The sequence below is a fragment of the Variovorax restrictus genome (genome assembly GCF_051216715.1).
In the GTDB taxonomy this organism is placed as follows: Bacteria; Pseudomonadota; Gammaproteobacteria; order Burkholderiales; family Burkholderiaceae_C; genus Variovorax.
Genome location: NZ_JBPJZH010000002.1, coordinates 953103 through 976261, shown reverse-complemented (window position 1 = coordinate 976261; position 23159 = coordinate 953103). Strand labels below are relative to the sequence as shown.

The window sequence follows — 23159 nt, the reverse complement described above, 5'->3', positions numbered from 1 at the left end:
CTTCGTCGCTAACTGCTGAAGCGCATGGACTGGGACAACCTGCGCTTCTTCCTCGAGCTCGCGCGCTCGGGCACGCTGCAGAGCGCGGCGCGCCGGCTGGCGGTCGACCACACCACGGTGGCGCGGCGCATCCAGGCGCTGGAGAAGCAGGTCGGCTCGCCGCTGTTCTCGCGCGAGGCCGGGGGCCATCGGCTCACCGAAGCGGGTCGGCGCCTGCAGCCGCAGGTCGAGGCGATGGAGAACGCGTTCCGCAGCGTCGAGAGCGCGGCGCCCGCGTCGCACGAAGGCCTGTCGGGGGTGGTGCGCATCGGCGCGACCGAGGGCTTCGGCACCGTGGTGCTGGCGCCGCAGCTCGCGCTGTTCGCCGGCCGGCACCCGAAGCTGGTGATCGACCTGCTCGCCATGCCACGCTTGGTGAACCTGTCGCGGCGCGAGGCGGACATCGTGATCTCGCTGGAGCGCCCCGCGCGCGGCCCGGTGGTGGTGACCAAGCTCACCGACTACACGCTGCGGCTGTACGCGTCGACGGCCTACCTCGCGCAGCACGGCGCCATCCGGACGCGCGACGACCTGCGCGGCCACACCTTCATCAGCTATGTCGACGACCTGCTCTTCAGCAAGGAGCTGCAGTACCTCGACGAACTACACAAGCCCGACACCTTCGCGCTGCGCAGCACCAGCATCCTGGCGCAACACGCCGCCGTGGCTGCGGGCGCCGGCATCGCGGTGCTGCCGGCCTTCATCGCCGAGCGCGACGCATCGCTCGCGGCGGTGCTGCCCCAGCAGGCGCAATTCACGCGGACCTTCTGGATGTCGATGCCGGCGGAGACCAAGCACCTCGGTCGCATGCAGGCGGTGTGGACCTTCGTGCGAGAGACCGTCGAGGCCCAGCGCAGCGTGCTGCAAGGGCCGGCCTGACGCGCCGTTGGCAACTTGGCGATCAGCCCGGCGAGGCGATCCGGTGCTTCTCCATCAGGCGGTACAGCGTCATCCGTGAGACACCCAGCTCGCGTGCCGCATGCGTGACGTTGCGACCGGTCCGGTCGAGGGTGAAGCGGATGGCATCCCTTTCGGCCAGGGTGCGCGCCGCGTCGAGGCAGACGCCGTGTTCGTGCGCCTCGCAGGCCAGCTCCAGGTCGTCGGGCGCGATGAGCCGGCTGTCGGCCATGACCACCGCGCGCTGCACCCGGTTGAACAGCTCGCGCACATTGCCCGGCCAGTCGTGCGCCAGCATGGCGGCCACCGCCTGGCGGCCGAAGCCTTCGACTTTGCGGGAGCGAAGCTCCGCACTGCAACGCCGGTAGAAGTGTTGCGCCAGCATCGGCACGTCCTCCTTGCGTTCGCGCAGCGGCGGCACCGTGATCGACAGCACATGCAGCCGGTAGTAGAGGTCTTCGCGGAACTTGCCGCAGGCCACCGCCTCGGCCAGGTCAATGTGCGAGGCGGCCACCACGCGCACGTCCACCGGCAGGCTGCGCGCGCCGCCGACCCGCTGGATCGTCTTCTCCTGGAGGAAGCGCAGCAGGTTGGTCTGCAGCTCGAGCGGCAGGTCACCGATCTCGTCGAGAAACAGGGTGCCGCCCTGGGCCGTGGCGATGAGCCCGCGCCGGTCGGCCTGGGCGCCGGTGAAGGAGCCGCGCTCGTGGCCGAACAGCTCGGACTGCGCCAGCGCCGGCACGATGGCGCCGCAGTTCACCGGGACGAAGGGCCCTTCGGCGCGCGCCGAACCGTGGTGAATGGCCTGGGCAGCGAGTTCCTTGCCGCTGCCGCTTTCGCCCCCGATCAGGACGGGCGCCTCGGTGACGGCCACCTTGCGGATCTGCGTGCGCAAGCGCGCCATGGCCGCACTGTGGCCGACCATGCCAAGACTGTCGGCGACGCCGATCGGCGCGGCTTCGCGGCAGGTCCACCGGAGGCTGGCGCGGCGGTGCGCATGCGCCAGGATCTGCAGCAGGCAGCTCGGGTCGACCGGCTCGGTGTGGTAGTCGAAGAAGACGTCGGCCACCAGTTCGCGGAATGCGGGCAGTTCCATCGCGCGCGCCGGGCACAGGACGACCCATTCGACGCCATCCGTCGGCCGCACGACGGCGTCGAGCGCCGCCGTGATGGTCAGGTCGACCCAGTCGAGCACCACCAGGCAGCAGACGATCTCAAGGCGCTGTCGCAACCGCTGCACCGCCGACAGGTCGGTGACCCAGACCAGCTCCCACCCTTCGGCGCGCAGATGGCGCTCGAGGCCGGCCGGCCGCGTATGCGGCGCCACGCAGAGGAGTCGTCGCGCCAGCATGTCGCCGCCTAGAAAGTGAAGGGAATGCGCGCGGTGAGCGTGAGGTCAGGGGTGTCTCGCGTCAGGCCTGCGCCCACCGAGATGTTCACGCTCGTCGTGGGGCTGTAGCGGTACGAGTACCCGAGCATCAGGGTCGCGAGCTGGGTGCGGACCGAGCCCGGGACCGGTGCGCCGTTGAGCTTCACGCGGCCCACCGAGTTCAGGTCGACCCCGATACTGAAGGCCGACTTGTCGTTGAGCGCCAGGCCCATGCCGAAGTTCATGCCCAGCACGTCGCCGGCGCGGAAGTCGCCGAGAAATTCGCTGCCGCCGTCGCGCACCCGTCGGCTCACGTCGTTGCGCTTGAAGTTGTAGGCGTAGCTGAAACTGCCGAAGAACACCACCGGGTCCGAGGGGAACAACCAGGTCAGGCCCGGCTGCAAGGTGTAGAAGCCCGAGCCGGTGGGCAGGTCCAGCGGCAGCCCGGTGCCGGTGGTGTTGCCGATGCAGCGCGTCACGCAGTCGGTCACGACCTCGAACGGGTCCTTGCCCGTGCGCGACTTGAAGCGCAGGGTGCCGATCAGGTAAGGCGTCGAGGCGCTGCCCTCGTTGAGCTGGTAGCGCCCGGTGACCTCGACGTCGCCCAGGTCGCGTCCGCTGGTGTTGAAGACGTTGTCGATGGCCGATCCGGTGAAGATCTCGCGGCTGACCGTGGAGTTGGAGCGGTACACGTAGGGCACCTTGGCTTCGACCTCGAAGCGGTTGCTGATGCCGAAGCGCCCGGTCAGCGCGGTGGTGAAGGTGTTCTGCTTGACCTGCCGCACGTCGACCAGCCCGATCAGCAGCGACGGGATGATGGTGTAGCCGACCAGCGCCACCTGGTTGCTCGACGAATACGCGTACTGAAACGAGGGCTCCAGGACGATCGTGCCCTTGGGCGTGAGGATGCCTGGCTGCTCGAACAACGGCGCCACATTGAGGGTGCGTGCGTCCTGGCTCGGCGCCTGCCCGACCTGCACTGCACGTGGCGCCATGGCCACCGGTTGCGGCTCGGCAGGCGGCGGCGCGACCGCCGCGCGTTCCGACTCGCGGGCGGGGTGCTGGCGCTCGGCCAGGGCCTGCTGGAGCTCCTGTTGGCGCGCGGCCTGCTCGGCGATCGACTTGCGCAGCGCCTCGATCTCGCGCCCCTGCTCCGCCACCTGCCGCTGAAGCTCGGCCACGGGCAATGGCGGCGGCCGTCGGGCCGGGGGGCGCGGCGTCGCGGTGGTCTGCGCATTGGCGAAGCCGCCGATGCTCGCCGCGCCGACGCAAACCGCCGCGCGTAGAAAAGCCTTCGTGTTATGCATACCGACCCCTCTTGTCTCACTTATTTTTTGGCCGCGCCGGATAGTAGCTTTTTCGCAATTGCTTCCATAGTTTGCAATTGGAAATTATTGTAAGCGCATGTTCTTTATTTCTCGGAAAGGGTTCTGCGCTGTGCTTCATATCGCGCTCTATATATACCCCTCTTGCCAATTCACATAGGCCGATCGGCTGCCAAATTCGTGTGACACCCATTCACGCCGAAATCTCATCCAAACCCTTGTCGGAAAAGACTTTTCTATTTTCTTTTGATCTTTGCTGTCACACCGATGTGACACTCGACCCTGAAAAAGATCAGAAATGAGAAGGCGTCCGCGTGGCTGAAATCTCGCCCTCACAGAGGCAGTTCAATGCGCATACCAACTGGCACCGAATTTGCGTACCGGCCTTTGTTGGGCGCAAGCACAACCATTGGCAGAGAAATTCAACTCAACCATCAGGAGACCTCATGAAAAAGACACTTCTCGCATCGTCGATCGCGCTCGCGCTGGGCATGGCCGGCTCCGCGGTGGCCCAGATCACCACCCAGTCGGGCGGTGGCGCCAGCGCCTCGGATGACGCGCTCGCGTTGCAACTGAGCCTCACCGACAGCAGCACGCGAACCCGGACGACGACGACGACCAACACCGACTCGAGCACCAACTCCAGTGACAGCCGCGACCAGAGCATGTTCCGAGACTCGGGCGCAGCCCGGGCCAGCGCGGCACGTTCGGTGGCCATCAACAACGGCTCGACCGGCACCTTCTCCAACGCCTTCAACCAGACGACGGCCACGGCCAGCAGCAGCCTGAGCGGGGTGGTCACCGGCAACAACGTGAGCGGCATCGGCAACTACGCCTACAACACCGGCTCGGCAGCTGGCGGTACCGGCAACGGTGGCTATGGCGGCCGCGGTGCAGGCGGCTCCGCGTCGGGCAGCGGCCAGGGCGGCAACGGCGCCGTGGGAACCGGCGCGGTCGGTGCCACCGGCGGCAGTGCGTCGAACGGCGCGATCAGCCACGGCAGCGCGACCAACGGCAGTGCCAGCGCGGGCAACGGCGCCTACGGCTCCGGCGGCAGCGCCTCGGGCGCCAACTCCGGCGGCCAGGCACGTGCCAATGGCGACAACGGCGGCTCCGGTGGCTACGGCAGCGGCAGCGGCGCTGGCGGCAACGGGGGCGTGAGTGGCGGCAGCGGCAGTGCCAACGGCGGCGGCGGCCTGCTCGGCGGCTCCGAAGGCGGCACCAGCGGCAACACCGGCACAGCCGGCGCTGGCGGTTCCGGCACCGGCACGGGCAGCGGCGCGGCAGGCGGCGCCGGTGGCATGGGCGGCACGGCCACCAGCAGCAACACTGGCGCGCGCACAGCCGGCAGCGGCCTGGGCGGCAACGGCGGCGAGGCCGGCAATGGCAGCGCGACCAACGGCAGCGCCAGCAACGGCAACAACAGCGCTGGCAGCGGCGGTGCAGGCGGCAGCGGCACCGGCGGGGCGGGTAGCGCCGGCAGCGGTGGCACCAACACCGCAGCCGGCGGCACCGGTGGCATGGGTGAAGGCGGCAGTGGCGGTGCGGGCGGGGTCAACAGCGTGACCGCCGGCACCTTCAACATGTCGAACACGATGACCTCGGTCGGCCAGTCGGCCGCCGGCATCATGATCGCCAACCAGCAAAGCGGCATCGGCAGCCTGGTTCAGCAGAGCGTGAACGTGCAGGCCAACCTCAGCGTGCGCTGAGGTACGGCAACCCGCCCTCCGCCGCGCGTGCCTGGCGCATGCGTCGCGGGGTGGCGGCGTCTTTCCTTACTCGAGGAGCGATCATGCGAAACCTGTGTTTGCGACACCGCCTGGGCCATCTGGTGATGGCGGCGGCGCCCTTGCTGCTGCCCCTGCCGCTGATGGCCCAGACCGGCCCGATCGATGTCGCGCCCCCTGCGCCGGCGCGCAGCGCCTTCGTCCAGCCGGTGGAGGCCGACACGCTGTCGACCCTGCGTGGCGGGCGCGAGGTCACGCACAACGACATGCGGCTCGACGGCATCACCGCCGGCAATGTGGCCGACCACGTCGCGACCGGCGCCAACACGATCGCCGGTGGCGCCTTCTCGGGCATGAGCGGTCTGCCCCTGGTGGTGCAGAACTCGGGCGCCAACGTGCTGATCCAGAACGCCGTCATCGTGAACGTGAAGATGCAGTGAGAGAGGCACGCCATGCCACGCCATCTCCTCTTTGTCTGGCCCGCCGCCCTGCTCTGCGCCAGCCTCGCGCAGGCGCAGGAGCGCGTGCCACAGATGACCGACATCGCCGGCGGTAGCTATGCCGTGCCGGTGCGCACCCTGCAGCAGATCAAGCAGGCCGGCACGCTGATCCAGCAGTACGACTTCAGCTGCGGCTCGGCCGCCGTCGCCACGCTGCTGACCCACCAGTACGGCCGCCCGACCACCGAGCGCGAGGTGTTCGAGCACATGTACGCCCATGGCGACCAGGCCAAGATACGCCGCGAGGGCTTCTCGCTGCTCGACATGAAGCGCTTCCTGCAGACGCGCGGCTTCGAAGCCGATGGTTTTCGCCAGCCGCTGGACAAACTCCGCGAGGAAGGCCTGCCCGCCATCGCGCTGATCACCGAGAACGGCTACCACCACTTCGTCGTGGTCAAGGGCCTGGACCGCGACCGGGTGCTGATCGGCGACCCGGCCAGCGGCACGCGGGCCGTGCCGCGCGCCACCTTCGACGCGCAGTGGCAGCAGAAGCTGCTCTTCGTCGTGCACAACCGCATGGACCTGGCGCGCTTCAACCAGGCGGCCGACTGGCGCGCTGCGCCCTCGGCACCGCTGGCCAGCGGCCTGATCCGCGACGCCTTCGCCAATGGCTTGCCGCGCAACGGCCCGGGGCAATTCTGATGAACCGCCAATGGCTTGCCACCTTCGGCCTCTTCATCAGCCTCTCGCTCGGCGCTGCCGCCGCCGCAGCGGCCGACACCGGTGCACGCGGCACCCGCTGGATGACCGTGGGCGACGACACGTTGGCGGCGATGCGCGGCGGCTTCGATCTGGGCGGCGGTCTGATGGTGTCCTTCGGCATCAGCCGCGTCGTCACGGTCAACGGCGTCCTGCTCAGCAGCACCTCGTTCCAGTTGCCCGACCTCGGCCGCGTCACCCCGGCACAGATCGCTGCCTTCGAGCGCTACCTGGGCAGCACCAGCGTCGTGCAGGTGGGCAGCGGCAACACGGCGCCGACGCCAGACAGCGGTGCCAGCGTGGCCAGCGGCACGGGCAGCCCGACCGCGCCGGCCGCCAGCGGCAGCGCGGCAGGGGCAGGCGGCTCGGTCACCACCTTCAGTTCGCCCGCGACCGTGGTCCAGAACACGCTGAACAACCAGGCGATCCAGACCCGCACCGTGATCGACGCCACCACGAACGCCTTGAGCCTGGCCCGGGGGGCGAACACGGCCGCGGCGCTGCGCGAGGCGCTCACGCGCTCGCTGCCGGCGCGCTAGGACTTGCGGGCCGGCCTAGCCGCCCGCCGCCCGCACGATGCGCTGGGTCGGTTTCGCGTGGCAGTCGTGAGCGCGGTGTGCGCCGCAGTCCAACACCACCTGCGATGGGTAGAAACGGCAGGCCACACCGTCCCAGTTGTGGCGCTGCGTCGAGCAGCTCACACCCCGATCCACCCCGTCCGAAAATCAGTCTCTTTGCTGTGCGCAGATGGCCCGCCAGTGCCGCCTCGGCCGCGGCCCCTTCATGGCCATTGCGCAGGATGCGTGCCGGGCGGCATTGACGGCCGGCGCCACGCGGCCGGCGTGCGGGTCAGTTGCGCGCTGTGGCGCAGCGCCTGCAGCTCGCCGAAGCCAGACGCGCTGCTCTCGATGAAGGGTGCGAGGTCGGCGATGCCCGGCTTGGGCACGTCGAGCCCGCCGGGCACGCGGCCCAGACTGCGCAGCCATTGCCCGGTCTGCGCCAGCGATACCTGCACGTGCCAGCTGCCGCCCTCGCGCTGCTGGCGCCAGAGCGCAGCGGCGGCACCGAAAGCGATCAGGTAGCCCGTGGCCTCGTCGAGGATCTGCATCGGCATCGGGCGCGGCTGGCCGTCACCTTTCGCTTCACCTTCGGCATGGTTGAAGCCCATCGCCGTCTGCACCAACGAATCGAATCCGCGCCGCGATGCCCACGGGCCCTGGGTGCCGTAGGCGGTGAGCGACACGCACACAATGCCCGGCCGCAGGCGGGCCAGCGCCTCGGGGCCGAAGCCCAGGTCCGCGATGCCGCCGGGCCGGTAGCCCTGCACGAACACATTGGCGTCGGCGACCAGGCGCTGCAGCGTGGCCTGCCCCTCGTCACTGCGCAGGTCGACATGGGCCGACAGCTTGCCGCGGCTGGTGTCGGCGATGGCGTCGATGTTGGGCAGCGTGGGCGAGTTGACCAGCAGCACGTCGGCGCCGTAGGCCGCGAGCGCGCGGCCGCCGACAGGGCCGGTCAGGATGCGGGTGAGGTCGAGCACCCGCAGCCCGGCGAGTGGCGGCTGGTCGTCGCCCTGCGGCGGCAGTGCCATCGGTTCGGCATCGCCGATGCGCTCGATGGTGAAGAGCGGCTGCGCCGCGATGGCCTGGCCCTGCGGCGTCGCGTCCCATTCGTCGAAACGGCGCAGCGCCGTCGCCACGAGCCCGCGCTCGGCCGCGGCCTGCTCGAAGTCGCGTGCGCGCCAGCCCAGCAACGCCTGTTCGGCATCGCTGCGCTGTGCGCTCTCGGGGTCGAGGCCGAGCAGGCGCAGCGCGCCCTCGCGGTGATGGCGGAAGTTGGCGTGGATGCGCACATGGCCGTCCGCGCAGCGGTACAGGCCGGAGAACGCGTCCCACAGGTCGGGCACCTGAGCGTCGAGGCTGAACCAACCGGTGCATTCCAGCGCAGCGTGGCGCATGTCGACGGCCACCGCCTGCCGTGGCGTACCGCGCGCATGGCCCAGTTCGCAGGCAGCGAGTGCTGCTGCCGCGATGCTCGCCTGCGCCGCGGTGCCGACGGCGAAGGACGACGGCAACACCGGATCGGCGCCCGAGAGTTCGACGAAGCCGAGCGCCTCGTCCGGCAGGCCCGCCTGCTGCCACAGCGCCGTGAGCGCAGCCATCGCGGTCATCCCATTGACGTCGGGCATCACGGGTTCCCGGGCCTATTGAAGGTTGAAGCTCGTCTGCTTCACGGCCTGCGAGTCCAGGCCGATCTGCACGTTGAAGGCGCCGGGCTCGGCCACGTGCTGCAGCTGCGCGTTGAAGAACTTCAGCTTCGACTCGTCGATGGCGAAGCGCAGCACCTTCTCTTCGCCCGGCTGCAGCGCGACCTTCTGGAAGTCCTTGAGCTCCTTGACCGGACGCACCACCGAAGCGGCCACGTCCTGGATGTAGAGCTGCACCACCGTCTCGCCGGCGCGCTGCCCCATGTTCTTCACGGTGACCGCCGCTTCGATCTTCCCGCCGCGCGCCATCGTCGCGCCCGAGAGCACCACGTCGGACAGCGCGAAGTCGGTGTAGCTCAGGCCGTAACCGAAGGGGTACAGCGGCCCGGTGACTTCCTCGAAATACTGCGAGGTGTAGTTGCCCGGCTTGCCTTCGGTGAAGGGCCGGCCCAGGCGCGCATGGTTGTAGTAGGTGGGGATCTGGCCGACCGAGCGCGGGAACGAGATCGGCAGCTTGCCCGACGGGTTGTAGTCGCCGAAGAGCACGTCGGCGATGGCGTGGCCGCCTTCCATGCCGGTGTACCAGGTCTCGAGGATCGCGTCGGCCTCCTGCTGCTCGCGCTGCAGCGCGAGCGGCCGCCCGTTCATGAGCACCAGCACCAGCGGCTTGCCGGTGGCCTTTAGCGCGGTGATGAGATCGCGCTGGCTCTGCGGCAGGTCGAGGCTGGTGCGGCTCGACGATTCGTGCGACATGCCGCGCGCCTCGCCCACGGCGGCGACGATCACGTCGGACTGGCGTGCCGCGGCCACGGCCTCCTCGATCATCGCGGCCGGTGTGCGCTTGTCCTGTGTGACCTCGGGCGTGTCCCAATTCAGAAAGTTGAGGTACTTGACGATGCCTTCGTCGTTCGTGATGTTGGCGCCGCGCGCATGGAGCACGCGGCCCTGCGTGCCGACGGCCGCATCGAGGCCAGTGCGCAGCGTGACCGCGTTCTTCGAATTGCCGGCCGCCGACCAGCTGCCCAGCATGTCGATGGGCGCGTCGGCCAGCGGGCCGACCAGGGCGATGGTCTTGGACTTCGCAAGCGGCAGCGTGCGGTTGCGGTTCTCCAGCAGCACCATCGACTTGCGCGCGACCTCGCGCGCGGCGGCGCGGTGCAGGCGGCTCTCGGCGTCGAGGTCCACCGGGTCGTCCTTGGCCACGCCGATGCGCAGGTAGGGGTTGTGGAACAGGCCCATGTCGTACTTGGCGCCGAGCACTTCCGTCACTGCCTTGTCGATGTCGTTCGTCGACACCTCACCGGACTGCACCAGCCCGGGCAATTCCTTGAGATAGACCGAGTCGGCCATGCTCAGGTCGATGCCGTTCTTGATGGCGAGCTTGGCGGCTTCGCGCTCGTCCTTGGCCACGCCGTGGCGCATGAGTTCGACGATGGCGCCATGGTCGCTCACGCTCACGCCCTTGAAGCCCCAGTCCTTGCGCAGCAGGTCCTGCATGAGCCAGGTGTTCGACGTGGCGGGCACGCCGTTGATGGAGTTGAGCGCGACCATCACGCCGCCCGACCCCGCATCGATGGCGGCACGGTACGGCGGCAAGTACTCGTTGTACATGCGCATCGGGCTCATGTCGACGGTGTTGTAGTCACGCCCGCCCTCGACGGCACCGTACAGCGCGAAGTGCTTGACGCTGGCCATGATGCGATTGGCCGGCACCGGCAGCGTGCCCTGGAAGCCCGTGACCGTCGCCCTGGCGATCTCGGAGACCAGGTACGGGTCTTCGCCGAAGCCTTCGGAGGTGCGACCCCAGCGCGGGTCGCGCGCGATGTCGACCATCGGCGCGAAGGTCATGTCGACCGAGTCGCCCGCGGCCTCTTTCGCGGCGGTGCTCGCCATCAGCTTGACCGCGGCCATGTCCCAGCTCGACGCCAGACCGAGCCCGATCGGGAAGGTGGTGCGGTGGCCGTGGATCACGTCGTAGGCGAAGAACATCGGGATCTTCAACCGGCCCTTCATGGCGGCGTCCTGCAGCAGGCGGTTGTGGGGGCGGTTCACCGAATTGAAGGTGCCGCCCACGCGGCCGGCGGTGATCTCGTCGGCGAGCTGTGCGATGGGCATCTCGGGCCCGATGCTGATGAGGCGCAGCTGGCCGATCTTCTCGTCGAGGGTCATCTTGCCCACGATGCCGGCAATGAATCTCCCTTTGTTGGCCAGCGCCGATGGGTCATGCTGGGCGAAGGCCAGCGGGCTGGCCAGGCCGGCCGCAAGGGCCAGCAGATGCGACATCTTCATTCAGTCTCTTTCTCGGAGGATGGCGTGAAACCGGTCTTTGCCGACAAGGCTTCACATTCGGCGATGCTAAGCTAAGACGATGTTGACGAGCCGTCGTTCCCACGTGACGCGACAAGGCCCGGCAGGGATATTGCTTCTGCTCTGACAGAGGGCTGACCTGATGCCGCCATCGCGGCTGCCCGGCCTCCCTTCTCACCCTTGCTTCAGTCCATCAGGACGCCATCGCATGACCTCTACCGCACGCCACAAGAAGAAACCATCGATCGCCGTTCTCTGCACGGGCGTCCTCGCGTCGCTGGTGTGTGCCGCACAGGCGCATGCCTTCTCGCTCGACGACGTGACAGCGCGTGCGAGGGCCTTGATGGAAAAGCCCTACGTGGCGCCCGTGAGCAACCTGCCGCCGGTCTTCAGCCGCATGCAGTACGCGGACTACCAGAAAATGCAGCCGCGCACCGACCGCTTCGAGTGGCGGGACCAGTCGACGCCCTTTCGGCTGAGCTTCTATCACCAGGGCATGCAGTTCAACGCCCCGGTGCGCATCCACGAGATCAACGGCGACGCGGTGCAGGAGATCAAGTACGACCCCGAGCGCTTCGACTTCGGCAACCTCAGCTTCGACAAGGGTGCGACCAGCACGCTCGGCTACGCCGGCTTTCGGGTGATGTACCCGATCAACCAGCCGGGCAAGGACGACGAGATCATGAGCTTCCTGGGCGCGAGCTACTTCCGCGTCATCGGCAAGGGGCAGGTCTACGGGCTGTCGAGCCGCGGGCTGGCGATCGACACCGCGCCGCCCGGCGGCGAGGAGTTCCCGAATTTCCGAGAGTTCTGGGTGCAGCGCCCTTCGGGCACCGACAAGCAACTGGTCATCTATGCCCTGCTCGATTCGCCCCGCGCCACGGGCGCCTACCAGTTCATCCTGCAGCCCGGCGGCAAGGACGCCGTGGTCGACGTGCAGGCCAACGTGTTCGTGCGCGGCGACATCCAGTCGCTGGGCGTGGCGCCGCTGACCAGCATGTTCCTCTACGGCCCGAACCAGCAATCGGACCTCAAGCGCAGCTTCCGCCCGGCCATCCACGACTCGAACGGCCTGGCCATCCACACCGGCGCCAACGAATGGCTGTGGCGCCCGCTGAACAACCCCAAGACCCTGGCGATCAGCACCTTCAGCGTCGACAACCCGAAGGGCTTCGGCCTGCTGCAGCGCGGTCGCGAGTTCTCGCGCTTCGAAGACCTGCGCGACCGCTACGACCTGCGCCCCAGCGCCTGGATCGAACCGCAGGGCAAGTGGGGCAAGGGCAAGGTCACGCTGATGGAGATCCCGACGCCCGACGAGACCAACGACAACATCGTCGCGTACTGGACGCCCGATGCCCCGACGCAGCGGGGGCAGCTGCTGCAGTTCGCCTACCGCATGCACTGGACCACCGACGAGCCAGCCCTTCATGGGCAGGACAACGCCTGGGTGCGCCAGACCTTCCACACCGACGGCGAGCAGTTGCAGGCGAACCTGATCCGCGCGCTCGACGGCAGCGCCGCCTTCCTGATCGACTTCGAAGGCCCGGTGCTGGCCAAGCTGCCGGCCGACGCGCCGGTGAGCGCACTGGTGAGCGTGGGCGACAACGCCGAGCTGCTGGAGAACTCGGTGCAGCGCAACCCCGCCATCAAGGGCGTGCGCGTTCAACTGCGCGTGAAGGTCAAGAACCCGGCCCTGCCGGTGGAGATGCGCGCCGCCCTCGTGCAGGGCGACAAGGCGCTGAGCGAGACCTGGAGCTACCAACTGCCGCCGACGCCGCCGCCGGCCGCCCCGCCCGCTGCGACGGCCCCCCTCGCCACGCCGGCCCCCACCGCTCCGCCGGCCACACCGCCCGCGCGCTGAGTCGCACGACGCCGCTGACAGGGCCTGCAGGGCTTGCAGGGCTTGCAGGCCTGCAGAGGCCGAGCGCCGCACGGGGATGAAGGCTTCTCGGTAGCATTTCCGCTTTCCAGAGACCGGCCCTTCGCGGCACCGCATGCGCTCCTCCCCCCGAACAACGAACCGGCCGCTGGTCATCGCGTCGGTCATGGCCTCGATGGCCATGGTGGCGATCGAGGCCACCATCGTCTCCACCGTGATGCCGCAGATCGCTGCGTCGCTGGGCGGCCTGCATCTCTACAGCTGGGTCTTCGCCTCGTTCCTCCTGGCGCAGACCGCGATGACGGTGGTCTTCGGCAAGCTGTCCGACCTGTACGGCCGCAAGCCGGTGATGCTGGTGGGCATCGCGATCTTCCTTGTCGGCTCGGTGCTCGCGGGCTTCGCCTGGTCGATGCCCGCGATGATCGTCTTCCGCCTGATCCAGGGCGTCGGCGCGGGGGCGATCCAGCCGGTGGCGCTGACGATCGTGGGCGACCTGTACCCGGTGCGCGAGCGCGGCAAGGTGCAGGGCTATCTCGCGAGCGTGTGGGCAGTGTCGGCCGTGCTCGGGCCGATGCTCGGCGCGCTCATCGTGCAGAAGCTGTCGTGGGCCTGGATCTTCTGGGTCAACATTCCCATCGGCCTGCTGGCGGCTGCGGGCTTCTGGTTCTTCCTGCGCGAGGCGCCGTCGGTCCGCCGCAGCGCCATCGATGTCATCGGCGCCCTGCTCTTCACCGTCGGCATTGCGGCGCTGATGATCGCGCTCACGGAGTTCGGCATCGGGCACACCGGCACGGCGCTCGCGTGGGCACTGGGCTTCGTGGTTGCGGCCGTGCTGTTCATCGTGCAGGAACGGCGTGCCTCCGACCCCATGGTGTCGCTGCGCCTGTGGGGCGCGCGAGTGATCGCCACGGTCAACGGCGCGTCGATGCTGGTGGGCATGTCGCTCATCGGCATCACGACCTTCCTGCCGATGTACGTGCTGGTGGTGCTCGAGCGCTCGTCGGTGGTGGCCGGGCTGGCGCTCACGATGGTGATGCTCGGCTGGCCGCTCGGCGCCACCCTGGCTTCGCGCACCTTCCAGCGATTCGGCCTGTGGCGCGTGCTGCTCGCGGGCTCGGCGCTGATCCCGCTGGGCGCATTGGCTTTTGCGCTGCTGCGGCCCGGGAGCTCGCCGGTGCTCGCCGGTGCGGGGTCCTTCGTCATCGGCCTCGGCTTCGGCCTGCTGAGCCTGAGTTCGCTGATCGTCATCCAGGAATCGGTCGAGCTCTCGCAGCGGGGCATCGCGACCGCCTCGAACATCTTCTCGCGCAACCTCGGCAGCGCGCTCGGCGCGGCTTTCTTCGGCGCGATCTTCAACGTCGGCCTCAGCCGCGCGAACGGGGGCGCACTGGTGTCCGAAGAACAACTGCGCCAGTTGCTGCAGGGCGCGCACGGAGGCGCCGTGCCGACGGTGAGCGACATCGCCATCCGCGCGGCGCTCGCCGGCTCGCTGCAGTTCACCTTCCTGATGATGCTGGTGGTGACGCTGGGCATCGTCGTGCTGGCCCTGATGCTGCCGCGGCACGGGCTGGGCTTGCGCACGAGCGAGGCGCCAACGAAAGAGGCGCTGCCGCAGAACCTGCATTGAGGGCAGGTTCGGCGGGTCAGCGCCTCGGGTCTTCCGACGGAGGAATCAGCGGATCAGCTTCACGCCCGTCTTGGCCTGCAACGCCTCGAAGCTGACGCCTTCGGCCAGCTCGATCACCTTCAGGCCCTCGGGCGTCACGTCCATCACCGCCAGGTCGGTGATGATGCGGTCGACCACGCCCACGCCGGTCAGCGGCAGGGTGCACTGTTCGAGGATCTTCAGGTCCTCGGTGCCGTCCTTCTTCTTGGCGACGTGCTCCATCAGCACGATCACACGCTTCACGCCGGCCACCAGGTCCATCGCGCCGCCCATGCCCTTGACCATCTTGCCGGGAATCATCCAGTTGGCCAGGTCGCCCTTGGCGCTGACCTGCATGGCGCCGAGGATCGACAGGTTGATCTTGCCGCCGCGGATCATCGCGAAGCTGTCGTGGCTGCCGAAGATCGCGCTGCCCGGGAGCGTGGTCACCGTCTGCTTGCCGGCGTTGATCAGGTCGGCGTCGACCGCGTCCTCGGTCGGGAACGCGCCGATGCCCAGCATGCCGTTCTCGCTCTGCAGCCAGACTTCCTTGTCGCCGGTGTGGTTCGCCACCAGCGTCGGGATGCCGATGCCCAGGTTCACGTAGAAGCCGTCTTCGAGTTCTTGGGCGGCACGGGCCGCCATCTGGTCTTGGGTCCAGGGCATGTCAGGCTCCCTCTTTCTTGTTGGCGGGGACTTGGGGGACGGGCATGTCGTCGATCACCGCGGCCTGTGCGATCACGGCCTGTGCTTCGACCTTGGCGGCCTCGACATCGACCTTTGCCGCGGCGCTCACGGTGCGCTTCTCGATGCGCTTCTCGGGGTTCGCGTTGAGCACGATGCGGTGCACGTAGATGCCCGGCAGGTGGATGTCGTCGGGCGCCAGCTCGCCCAGTTCGACGATGCGCTCGACCTCGACGATGCAGACCTTGCCGGCCATCGCCGCGGCCGGGTTGAAGTTGCGCGCCGTCAGCCGGAAGCGCAGGTTGCCGGAGGTGTCGGCCACGTCGGCCTTGACCAGCGCCACGTCGGGCACCAGCGAACGCTCCATGACGTAGGTCTCGCCGTCGAAGTCGCGCAGCTCCTTGCCCTCGGCCACCTGCGTGCCGACACCGGTCTTGGTGAAGAAGGCGGGGATGCCGGCGCCGCCCGCGCGCAGCTTCTCGGCCAGCGTGCCCTGCGGCGTGAATTCGAGTTCGAGTTCGCCGGCCAGGTACTGTCGCTCGAACTCCTTGTTCTCGCCGACGTAGCTGGCGATCATCTTCTTGATCTGGCGGGTCTCGAGCAGCTTGCCGAGGCCGAAGCCGTCGACGCCTGCGTTGTTCGAGACGACCGTCAGGTTCTGGACGTTGCTTTCCTTGAGCGCATCGATCAGGGCTTCGGGGATGCCGCACAGGCCGAAGCCGCCGACAGCGAGCATCTGGTCGTCGGCGACGACGCCGGCCAGCGCCTCCTTGGCGGAGGCATAGATCTTGTTCACCATGGGTCGTGATCCTCGCGAGGTGCGTGTGAATGAGAGGGAAACTGTCTGCGACGATACTACGTACCCGCATACGTAGTATTCCGTAATGGAGACACCCGAGAGCGCCACGGCAGCGACCACCGCCATCGACTACCGGCTGGCTTTCGAGCATGCCCCGGTGGGCATGGTGCTCTCGCGCAACCGCACGATGGTCGACTGCAACGAACGGCTCTGCGAGATGTTCGGTGCGGCCCGCGAGATGCTGGTGGGCCAGTCCTTCCGCGTGCTGTACCCGAGCGTCGCCGAATTCGAGCGCATCGGCAAGCGCATGGTGCCGATCCTCAACGCCAGCGGCCGCTATGCCGACAACCGCATGATGCGGCGCCTGGGCGACCTGCACGGCGCCTTCGCCGGCGAAACCTTCTGGTGCCACGTGACCGGCCATGCGCTCAACCGCGACGCGCCGCACGAGGCCGGCATCTGGACCTTCGAGGACCTCGGCTCGCGCCGGACGGCCAAGGCCCCGTCGACCGGTTTGGGGCAGGCCCAGCTCACGCCGCGCGAGCGCGAGGTGGCCGCCCAGGTGATGCAGGGGCGGACCTCCAAGGAGATCGGCAAAGTGCTGGGCATCAGCCACCGGACGGTCGAACTGCACCGCGCCCGGCTGATGCGGAAGTACGCCGCCGCGACGACGGCCGAGTTGGTTCAGAAGTTGATGGCGGGCTGATCCGCAGCCCCGGCGTGGCCCTCGCGATGCAACCAGATGCGAAATGCGGCAGTAGTTGGCATCGTCTGACACCCGCATACGCCATGTAGCCAATGGACGCGCTTCGTGCGGCCGATAAATTCATATCGTCCCGTCTATTCAAGCCTCGCCATGCTTACCACTGTTCAGAAAGCCGACATCCTCCGCAAGAGCGGCCTCGACGTGCCTGCCTGCCCCGAGGCGGCGGAGGCCTGGAGCGTTCGGGTCGATGCCCTTTTCGTCGATTACGTCGCCGCCCGCGCCGCCAAGAGCCTGCGCGATGCGGAAGAGGTCCGGCAACTCGACTTGCTGCGCCGCATGTCGCATCGCTCATGGGGCACCGCAGAAGCACAGTTCGCCTGAGCCTTCCCCGGCGAACCTTCCTGTCGGCCGGCGCTGCCATGGCGCTGGCGGCCTTCGGGACCGCCCCGCGCGCCCTTGCGAGCACGCCCCTCCGACTGGGGCGCCCGGCGCCCTTCTCCTTCGATCACCTCACGGCACACGCCGAATCGCTCGCCCGCCGCCCCTACGCCGCTGCGACCGCCCTACCGAGCGATATGCTCGACCGGATCGACTACGAAACGCACGGCAAGATCCGGTTCGACACCGGCAGCGCCCTCTTCCGTGATGGCCCCGGCGCCTTCCCCGTCACCTTCTTCCACCTCGGCCGCTATTTCCCAACGCCGGTGCACATGCACTTGGTCGAAACCGCCGCCGGCGACGGCTTCGCGCGCGAAATCCTCTACGACCCCGGCTATTTCGACATGCCGGTCGACAGCCCGGCGAAGCGGTTGCCCGCAGGCGCCGGTTTTGCGGGCTTTCGCTTCCAGGAGAGCCGCCTGGGCGCTGCCGGCGCCCGCGACTGGCGTTCGAACGACTGGGTCGCCTTCCTGGGCGCCTCCTATTTCCGGGCGATCGGCGCGCTCCACCAGTACGGTCTGTCGGCGCGCGGCATCGCGCTGAATGTGGCGGTGCCCGGCGGTCCGGAGGAGTTTCCGGCCTTCACGCATTTCTACTTCGAGCCACCGACGGACGGCAGCGACAGCGTCACGGTCTACGCCCTGCTCGACGGCCCCAGCATCGCGGGGGCCTACCGCTTCGACATGCGGCGCGACCAGGCCGTCGTGATGGACGTCGAATGCCGCCTGTTCCTGCGTCGCGACGTGGCGCGCCTGGGCATCGCGCCGCTGACCTCCATGTACTGGTACTCGGAGACCCTCCCCACGGCCGCCGACTGGCGACCCGAGGTGCACGATTCCGACGGCCTCGCGCTGTGGCGCGGCAACGGCGAGCGCGTCTGGCGCCCCCTCAACAACCCGGCCAAGACCACGGCATCGGCCTTCGCGGACACCCGGCCGCGCGGCTTCGGCCTGCTGCAACGCGACCGCGTCTTCGATCACTACCAGGACGGCGTGCACTACGAGCGGCGGCCCAGCGCGTGGGTTGAGCCGATCGGCGACTGGGGCGACGGCGCGGTGCAGCTCATCGAGATTCCGACGGACGACGAGATCCACGACAACGTGGTCGCCTGCTGGGTGCCGCAGGCGCCGGCGGTTGCCGGTGCGCGCTACGCCCTGCGCTACCGGCTGCACTGGACCGATGCCGAGCCCCACCCTGCACCGCTGGCCCGCTGCGTGGCTACGCGCACGGGCCGCGGCGGGCAGCCGGGCAAGCCACGGCCACAAGGCGTGCGCAAGTTCATGGTCGAGTTCGTCGGCGGGCCGCTCGCCGCCTTGCCCTTCGGCACGCGGCCCGAACTGGTGCTGACCGCCACGCGCGGGCGCTTCTCATACACCTTCGCCGAGCCCGTGCCCAACGGGGTGCCGGGGCACTGGCGGGCCCAGTTCGACCATGCGGCGGAGGGCGACGACGCCGTCGACATCCGGCTGTTCCTGCGCCACGACACCCAGGCGCTGTCGGAGACGTGGCTCCACCAGTACCAGCCGTCCTAGCCGCACGCTCAGACGGTCAGACGCTCAGACGAGGCGACTGCGGCGCAGCTTCTTCTCGGCCAGCATCCGCTTGTCGGCGCGGTCGAGCAGCACTTCCAGTTCGGAGTCGCCACCGATCGCGACGCCGACGCTGCAGCCGACCCCGTTGCCGAGGCCCGCGACCCCCGCGACGATGCGGCCGGCCGCCTGCGAGCTCACGCTGGCAATCTTGTCGGCCGGTGCGCACAGGCAGGCCGCGAACTCGTCGCCACCGATGCGCCCGACCACATCGCTCCCGCGAAGGCTTGTCAGCAGCACCTCGGCGACGCCCTTGAGCACCCGGTCGCCGGCCTCGTGGCCGTACCGGTCGTTGACGTCCTTGAAGCCGTCGAGGTCGATGTAGAGCAGCGCGATGCGGTCGTCGGGGCCGCCGATCCGCGCCGCATCGATGACGGCCGCGGCGTCCTGCATGAAAAGGGCGCGACCACGCAGACCGGTCAGCGCATCGCGCCGGGCCGCGTCGAGTTCGGCGATCGTTCGGCCCACGCTCTTGCGGGCCGACATCAGCGCCAGCGCCAGCTGATCGATCTCCGTCACGCCGCTGGACATGTGAACCCTGTCACCCCCTTCGCGCACGGCGCCGATGACGGCGCGGATGCGTCTGCGCAGCAGGTGCGCAACGCACAGCGCGCACGCGATGCCGAGCGCGGCGCATGCGAGCCCGCCCGCCAGCACGCTGGCCAGCGCCGACCGGACCTCCCCGTCGATCGCCGCCGCCGACCGACCGACCGCCACCTTCCAGCCGAACGCCGGAACATCGGCGATGCGGGTGATCATGTCGACACCGTCTTTCGTCTGCGACCTGAACGAGGTCAGGCCGCGGTCGAGGGCGTCGAGCATCGACGGCGTGCCCGACTGGCCCACGAAACGTGGCGCGTCCTGCGAGCGAGCCACGATCCGGCGCTGCTGGTCCAGCACGACCGCCGCCCAACCGGACGGCCATCCGGCCTCGTTCAAACGGCCGGTGATGGCCGTGCCTTTCAGGAAGGCCGTGATCGCATACACGTTGTCGCCGCCCACCGTCATGGGCACGGTCAGCGCCACCAGCCCGTCACCGCTGCGTTCGTCGAGAAAGACCGGCGAGACCTCCGACGTACCGCGCGCGAAGACTCCGGGCGTCGCCTGATGGGAGGGCACGGGTGGCAGTGGCGTGCCGAAGGGTTCGTCGGTGCGCAGCAGCTGCCGCCCGTTTTTGTCGGCCAGGCGGAACGCCGCGATGCGTGGGTCGGCCGTGGCGACACGCCGGGCGAATTCGTGCAGCGTCGAGAGGTCGCCGTTGATCACGATGTCCGACTGCGCGAGCATGCGCAGTTGCAGCTCGGCGCTCTGCAGCTCCTGCTGAATGGCCACGGCGGAGGCGTCGGCCCGGCGCGCGAGCGCTTCCTGGCCCTGCACCTGCCGCTCCGCCACCCGGTTGCGGAAGGTGAAGACCGAAAAACTCAGCATGGGCAAGGTCGCGAGCAGGCTCACGAGCAGCAGCCAGGCGAACAGGTTGAAGCGCAGGATGCCGGGCTTCTTTTTCTTGGGACTGGCTTTCATCGCGCTTGCAGAACCTCGGTGGACTTCGTGACAGGGCCCGAGGATAGACGGGACGGCCGGCGTGACGGCCGCAGCGAGCTTCAACGCTTGCCTCGGCGTGGTCCTCGCCGGGGCGCGGGCTTGGGGGCCAGCCCCAGGGCCGCACGGGCCAGCGCGTCGGCCTCCGCGTTGCGGTGTCGGGGCACCCAGTGCACGCTGGTGCGCTCGAAGCGCGCCAGCAAGGCGCGGGCTTCGTCGAACATCGGCGCCAGGCGCGCCACCGGGGGCACGTCCCTCATCCTTTGCAACTGCTCGACGAGGATGCTGTTGTCGCTGTAGAGGCGCGCCGCCGTCACGCCCTGCGCCAGGAGCCGCTGCACAGCCGCCATCAGGGCTCGCAGCTCGGCTTCGTTGTTGCAGCCGCGCTCGGCGGCGGTCTCCGACAGCGCCTGGCGGCTGCCGTCCGGCGCGACGAGCACCGCGCCCAGCCCCATGCGCCCGGGATTGGGCTGGGCACTGCCGTCGCAATGCACGACCCAGCAGGAAAGATCGGACGCATCAGCCTGCAACATGGGCGCGACGCTACCACCGAAACCGCGCCCTGCCCGATCGGCGACGAGCAGCCGGCGTCACACCTCGGTTGCCGCTTTGTTTCAGCTGACATCTGGGCGGGGGTGCTTCGACACGGGACGCCAGCATGGCCTCGCGACACTGGCAGCACCCCAATGCTCCGGAGAACCTTCATGCAACCTTTCGCCGACCGACTTCAGGTGCTCGTGATGCACCAAGAGCCGCTGGTGGCCATCGGCATCGCCACCGCGTTGCGCCAGCAATCGGATTTCGAGGTCTCGGTGCACGGCGTCGATGCCGATCCGGCCAGCGCCGACGTCGTCATCGCCGACTACGACGGCGGCATCGCCTGGGCGCTGCAGGCACGCCAGCAGGCGCATCCGCTGTGCCGCGTGATGGTCGTCACGACGATCGACCGCGAACGCGAGGTGCGCGCCGCTCTCGAAGCCGGCGTGCACGGGTATCTGCTGCTGGGCTGCCAGCTGCAGGAGCTGGCCGACGGCATCCGCTCGGTGGCGCGCGGGGCGCGGGCGCTTTGCGCGGCCGTCAGCCACCGCCTGGCGGACAGCCTGATCCACGAGGCGCTCACCCCACGCGAACTCGACGTGCTGCAGCTCATCGCCGAGGGTCGCGGCAACAAGGCCATCGCCAGCGGGCTCGACATCGCTGTCGGCACCGTCAAGACGCACGTCAAGGCCATCCTCGGCAAGCTCGACGCGCGCAGCCGCACCGAAGCGGCCGCGGTGGCCTCGCGCCGCGGCCTGATCGCCATCGAGCGCGAGGTGCAGCGCCCCATCAAGGTGGCGCCCTCGCCATTCATGCGCCCGGCCGCGCTTCGTTTTCCGAGCTACGCGGCGGCAGCCCACGCCGCCTGACCAGCGCCCCTCTCGCGCGCGTCGGCCTGCCGCGGCCGTGGGCGACCGGCGGGCGAAACGGTTAGATTGCCCGCATGCAAGAACTGTTGTCCCTGGCCACCGAGCGCGGCGTCGCGGTGGTCTTCCTGGCCACGCTCGCGGCACGGCTGGGGGCGCCGATCCCGGCGTCGGCCGTGCTGGTGGTGGCCGGCGGGCTGGCCGCCATGGGGCAGATCCCGCTGTGGTCCACGGTGCTGGGTGCGCTGCTGGGCAACCTGCTGGGCGATGCGGCCTGGTTCTACGCCGGACGCCGCTTCGGGCACCGCATCATGCGGCTGCTGTGCAAGGTGTCGCTGTCGCCGGACACCTGCGTGCGGCAGAGCGAATCGCTCATCACCCGCTGGGGCGGGATGTCGCTGATCGCCGCCAAGTTCGTGCCGGGCGTGTCGGTGGTGGCACCGCCGATGGCCGGTGCGCTGCACATGTCGACGGCGCGCTTCGTCGGCTTCGACACCCTGGCCGCCCTCCTCTGGTCCGCCGCTTTCCTGATCCCGGGCTGGCTGTTCAGCACGCAGATCCAGTCCGTGCTCGACGCCATGGCGGACGCCGGCGCGGCCGCGCTGCTGGTGCTGCTGGTGGCGGTGGCCGCGGGCATCGGGCTGCGCTACTGGCGTCGACGCGCGATGCTGCGGGCCATCGACATCCCGCGCATCACCGTCGATGAGCTGAAGGCGCTGATGGCGTCCGACGTGCCGCCCGTGGTGATCGACGTGCGCTCGGCCGCCGGCACCGAGATCGACCCGCGTCGCATCCCCGGCGCGATCGTCGTGCACCTGCAGGACATGAAGAAGAATCGCGGCATTCCGGACCTGCCGGCCGACCGCGACGTCATCGTCTACTGCAACTGCCCCAACGAGGTGTCGGCAGCACTGGGCGCTCGCCTGCTGGCAGCCCAGGGGGTGCGGCAGCCGCGCCCCCTGGCCGGCGGGCTCGAGGCCTGGCTGGCGGCGGGACGGCCGTACGAGACCTGATGCCGCGCCCGCGCTGCGCGCTCAGCGCCCCTTGACCGCGATCAGCTCGACCTCGAAGTTGAGCGTGGCGTTCGGCGGAATCACGCCGCCCGCGCCGCGCGCGCCGTAGGCGATGTTCGGCGGGCACACCAGCTTGGCCTTGCCGCCTGGCTTCATCTTCTGCACGCCTTCGGTCCAGCACGGGATCACGCCCGAGAGCGGGAACTCGATCGGTTCGCCGCGCTTGTAGGAGCTGTCGAATTCCTTGCCGCTGTCGGGGAAGGTGCCGCGGTAATGCACCTTGACGGTGTCGCTGGCCGTCGGCGGGGTGCCGCTGCCGTCCTTCAACGATTGATAGACCAGCCCGCTGGGCGTAGTGACAGGCGCAGTCTGGGCGAAGGCCGCCATCGTCGAGA

21 protein-coding genes are annotated in these 23159 nt (G+C 69.1%); 12 read left to right on the top strand and 9 right to left on the bottom strand.

What is annotated here, in order from left to right:
• Positions 1 to 24: 24 nt before the first annotated feature.
• Complete coding sequence (locus ACSFA0_RS19220; protein WP_435451857.1) at positions 25 to 918, top strand: LysR family transcriptional regulator; 894 nt, start codon at positions 25 to 27, stop codon at positions 916 to 918.
• A gap of 22 nt (positions 919 to 940) precedes the next feature.
• Here the strand turns inward: ACSFA0_RS19220 and ACSFA0_RS19215 are convergent, their stop codons facing one another.
• Both ACSFA0_RS19215 and ACSFA0_RS19210 read right to left on the bottom strand, forming a co-directional pair.
• A complete protein-coding gene (locus ACSFA0_RS19215) occupies positions 941 to 2287 on the bottom strand; it encodes a sigma-54 dependent transcriptional regulator (protein WP_435451856.1) in 1347 nt (448 codons plus the stop codon).
• Positions 2288 to 2295: 8 nt separating this feature from the next.
• The gene (locus tag ACSFA0_RS19210) at positions 2296 to 3612 is read right to left on the bottom strand and encodes a transporter (RefSeq protein ID WP_435451855.1); all 1317 of its coding nucleotides are present in this window, start codon (positions 3610 to 3612) and stop codon (positions 2296 to 2298) included.
• 464 nt (positions 3613 to 4076) lie between these two features.
• On the opposite strand from ACSFA0_RS19210, the gene ACSFA0_RS19205 reads away from it, so the two are divergent.
• The 4 genes from ACSFA0_RS19205 to ACSFA0_RS19190 all read left to right on the top strand — a co-directional run bounded on the left by ACSFA0_RS19205 (position 4077) and on the right by ACSFA0_RS19190 (position 7095).
• On the top strand, positions 4077 to 5339 hold the full coding sequence (locus ACSFA0_RS19205) for a hypothetical protein (protein ID WP_435451854.1): 1263 nt from the start codon (positions 4077 to 4079) through the stop codon (positions 5337 to 5339).
• Between the two features lie 83 nt (positions 5340 to 5422).
• The gene (locus ACSFA0_RS19200) at positions 5423 to 5797 is read left to right on the top strand and encodes a hypothetical protein (protein ID WP_435451853.1); all 375 of its coding nucleotides are present in this window, start codon (positions 5423 to 5425) and stop codon (positions 5795 to 5797) included.
• Between the two features lie 12 nt (positions 5798 to 5809).
• Positions 5810 to 6499 carry a C39 family peptidase gene (locus ACSFA0_RS19195; RefSeq protein WP_435451852.1) on the top strand — a complete coding sequence of 230 codons (690 nt, stop codon included), beginning with the start codon at positions 5810 to 5812 and terminating at the stop codon, positions 6497 to 6499.
• Entirely contained in the window at positions 6499 to 7095 is a 597-nt protein-coding gene (locus tag ACSFA0_RS19190) for a hypothetical protein (RefSeq protein WP_435451851.1), read from the top strand. The genes ACSFA0_RS19195 and ACSFA0_RS19190 overlap by 1 nt, the downstream gene beginning before the upstream one ends.
• 242 nt (positions 7096 to 7337) lie before the next feature.
• Here the strand turns inward: ACSFA0_RS19190 and ACSFA0_RS19185 are convergent, their stop codons facing one another.
• Both ACSFA0_RS19185 and bglX read right to left on the bottom strand, forming a co-directional pair.
• Positions 7338 to 8744 carry a CoA transferase gene (locus ACSFA0_RS19185; RefSeq protein ID WP_435451850.1) on the bottom strand — a complete coding sequence of 469 codons (1407 nt, stop codon included), beginning with the start codon at positions 8742 to 8744 and terminating at the stop codon, positions 7338 to 7340.
• A 15-nt stretch (positions 8745 to 8759) separates the two neighbouring features.
• Positions 8760 to 11045, bottom strand: coding sequence for a beta-glucosidase BglX (gene bglX, locus ACSFA0_RS19180; RefSeq protein WP_435451934.1), 2286 nt, complete (start codon positions 11043 to 11045; stop codon positions 8760 to 8762).
• A gap of 232 nt (positions 11046 to 11277) precedes the next feature.
• Here bglX and ACSFA0_RS19175 point away from each other — a divergent pair, with 232 nt between their 5' ends.
• The gene (locus ACSFA0_RS19175) at positions 11278 to 12930 is read left to right on the top strand and encodes a glucan biosynthesis protein G (protein ID WP_435451849.1); all 1653 of its coding nucleotides are present in this window, start codon (positions 11278 to 11280) and stop codon (positions 12928 to 12930) included.
• A gap of 133 nt (positions 12931 to 13063) precedes the next feature.
• Entirely contained in the window at positions 13064 to 14575 is a 1512-nt protein-coding gene (locus ACSFA0_RS19170; RefSeq protein WP_435451848.1) for an MFS transporter, read from the top strand.
• Between the two features lie 45 nt (positions 14576 to 14620).
• On the opposite strand, the gene ACSFA0_RS19165 is transcribed toward ACSFA0_RS19170, so the two are convergent.
• Together ACSFA0_RS19165 and ACSFA0_RS19160 are read right to left on the bottom strand one after the other, a co-directional pair.
• Positions 14621 to 15259, bottom strand: a complete 639-nt coding sequence (locus ACSFA0_RS19165) for a 3-oxoacid CoA-transferase subunit B (RefSeq protein ID WP_435451847.1) — start codon at positions 15257 to 15259, stop codon at positions 14621 to 14623.
• 1 nt (position 15260) lies between these two features.
• On the bottom strand, positions 15261 to 16073 hold the full coding sequence (locus ACSFA0_RS19160) for a CoA transferase subunit A (protein WP_435451933.1): 813 nt from the start codon (positions 16071 to 16073) through the stop codon (positions 15261 to 15263).
• A gap of 88 nt (positions 16074 to 16161) precedes the next feature.
• Between ACSFA0_RS19160 and ACSFA0_RS19155 the strand changes: the two genes are divergently transcribed.
• From ACSFA0_RS19155 to ACSFA0_RS19145, 3 genes are all read left to right on the top strand, one after another.
• Complete coding sequence (locus ACSFA0_RS19155; RefSeq protein WP_435451846.1) at positions 16162 to 16782, top strand: LuxR C-terminal-related transcriptional regulator; 621 nt, start codon at positions 16162 to 16164, stop codon at positions 16780 to 16782.
• 150 nt (positions 16783 to 16932) lie between these two features.
• Positions 16933 to 17163, top strand: coding sequence for a hypothetical protein (locus ACSFA0_RS19150; protein ID WP_435451845.1), 231 nt, complete (start codon positions 16933 to 16935; stop codon positions 17161 to 17163).
• 38 nt (positions 17164 to 17201) lie between these two features.
• Positions 17202 to 18752, top strand: coding sequence for an OpgD/OpgG family glucan biosynthesis protein (locus ACSFA0_RS19145; RefSeq protein ID WP_435451844.1), 1551 nt, complete (start codon positions 17202 to 17204; stop codon positions 18750 to 18752).
• A gap of 24 nt (positions 18753 to 18776) precedes the next feature.
• On the opposite strand, the gene ACSFA0_RS19140 is transcribed toward ACSFA0_RS19145, so the two are convergent.
• Positions 18777 to 20330, bottom strand: a complete 1554-nt coding sequence (locus tag ACSFA0_RS19140; protein ID WP_435451843.1) for a GGDEF domain-containing protein — start codon at positions 20328 to 20330, stop codon at positions 18777 to 18779.
• Between the two features lie 80 nt (positions 20331 to 20410).
• A complete protein-coding gene (locus ACSFA0_RS19135; protein ID WP_435451842.1) occupies positions 20411 to 20881 on the bottom strand; it encodes a ribonuclease HI family protein in 471 nt (156 codons plus the stop codon).
• A 171-nt stretch (positions 20882 to 21052) separates the two neighbouring features.
• On the opposite strand from ACSFA0_RS19135, the gene ACSFA0_RS19130 reads away from it, so the two are divergent.
• Positions 21053 to 21754 carry a LuxR C-terminal-related transcriptional regulator gene (locus tag ACSFA0_RS19130; protein WP_435451841.1) on the top strand — a complete coding sequence of 234 codons (702 nt, stop codon included), beginning with the start codon at positions 21053 to 21055 and terminating at the stop codon, positions 21752 to 21754.
• A 74-nt stretch (positions 21755 to 21828) separates the two neighbouring features.
• Positions 21829 to 22764: a VTT domain-containing protein gene (locus tag ACSFA0_RS19125; RefSeq protein ID WP_435451840.1), complete on the top strand. Its 936-nt coding sequence runs from the start codon at positions 21829 to 21831 to the stop codon at positions 22762 to 22764.
• 21 nt (positions 22765 to 22785) lie between these two features.
• On the opposite strand, the gene ACSFA0_RS19120 is transcribed toward ACSFA0_RS19125, so the two are convergent.
• Complete coding sequence (locus ACSFA0_RS19120) at positions 22786 to 23151, bottom strand: FKBP-type peptidyl-prolyl cis-trans isomerase (protein WP_435451932.1); 366 nt, start codon at positions 23149 to 23151, stop codon at positions 22786 to 22788.
• Positions 23152 to 23159: the final 8 nt, after the last annotated feature.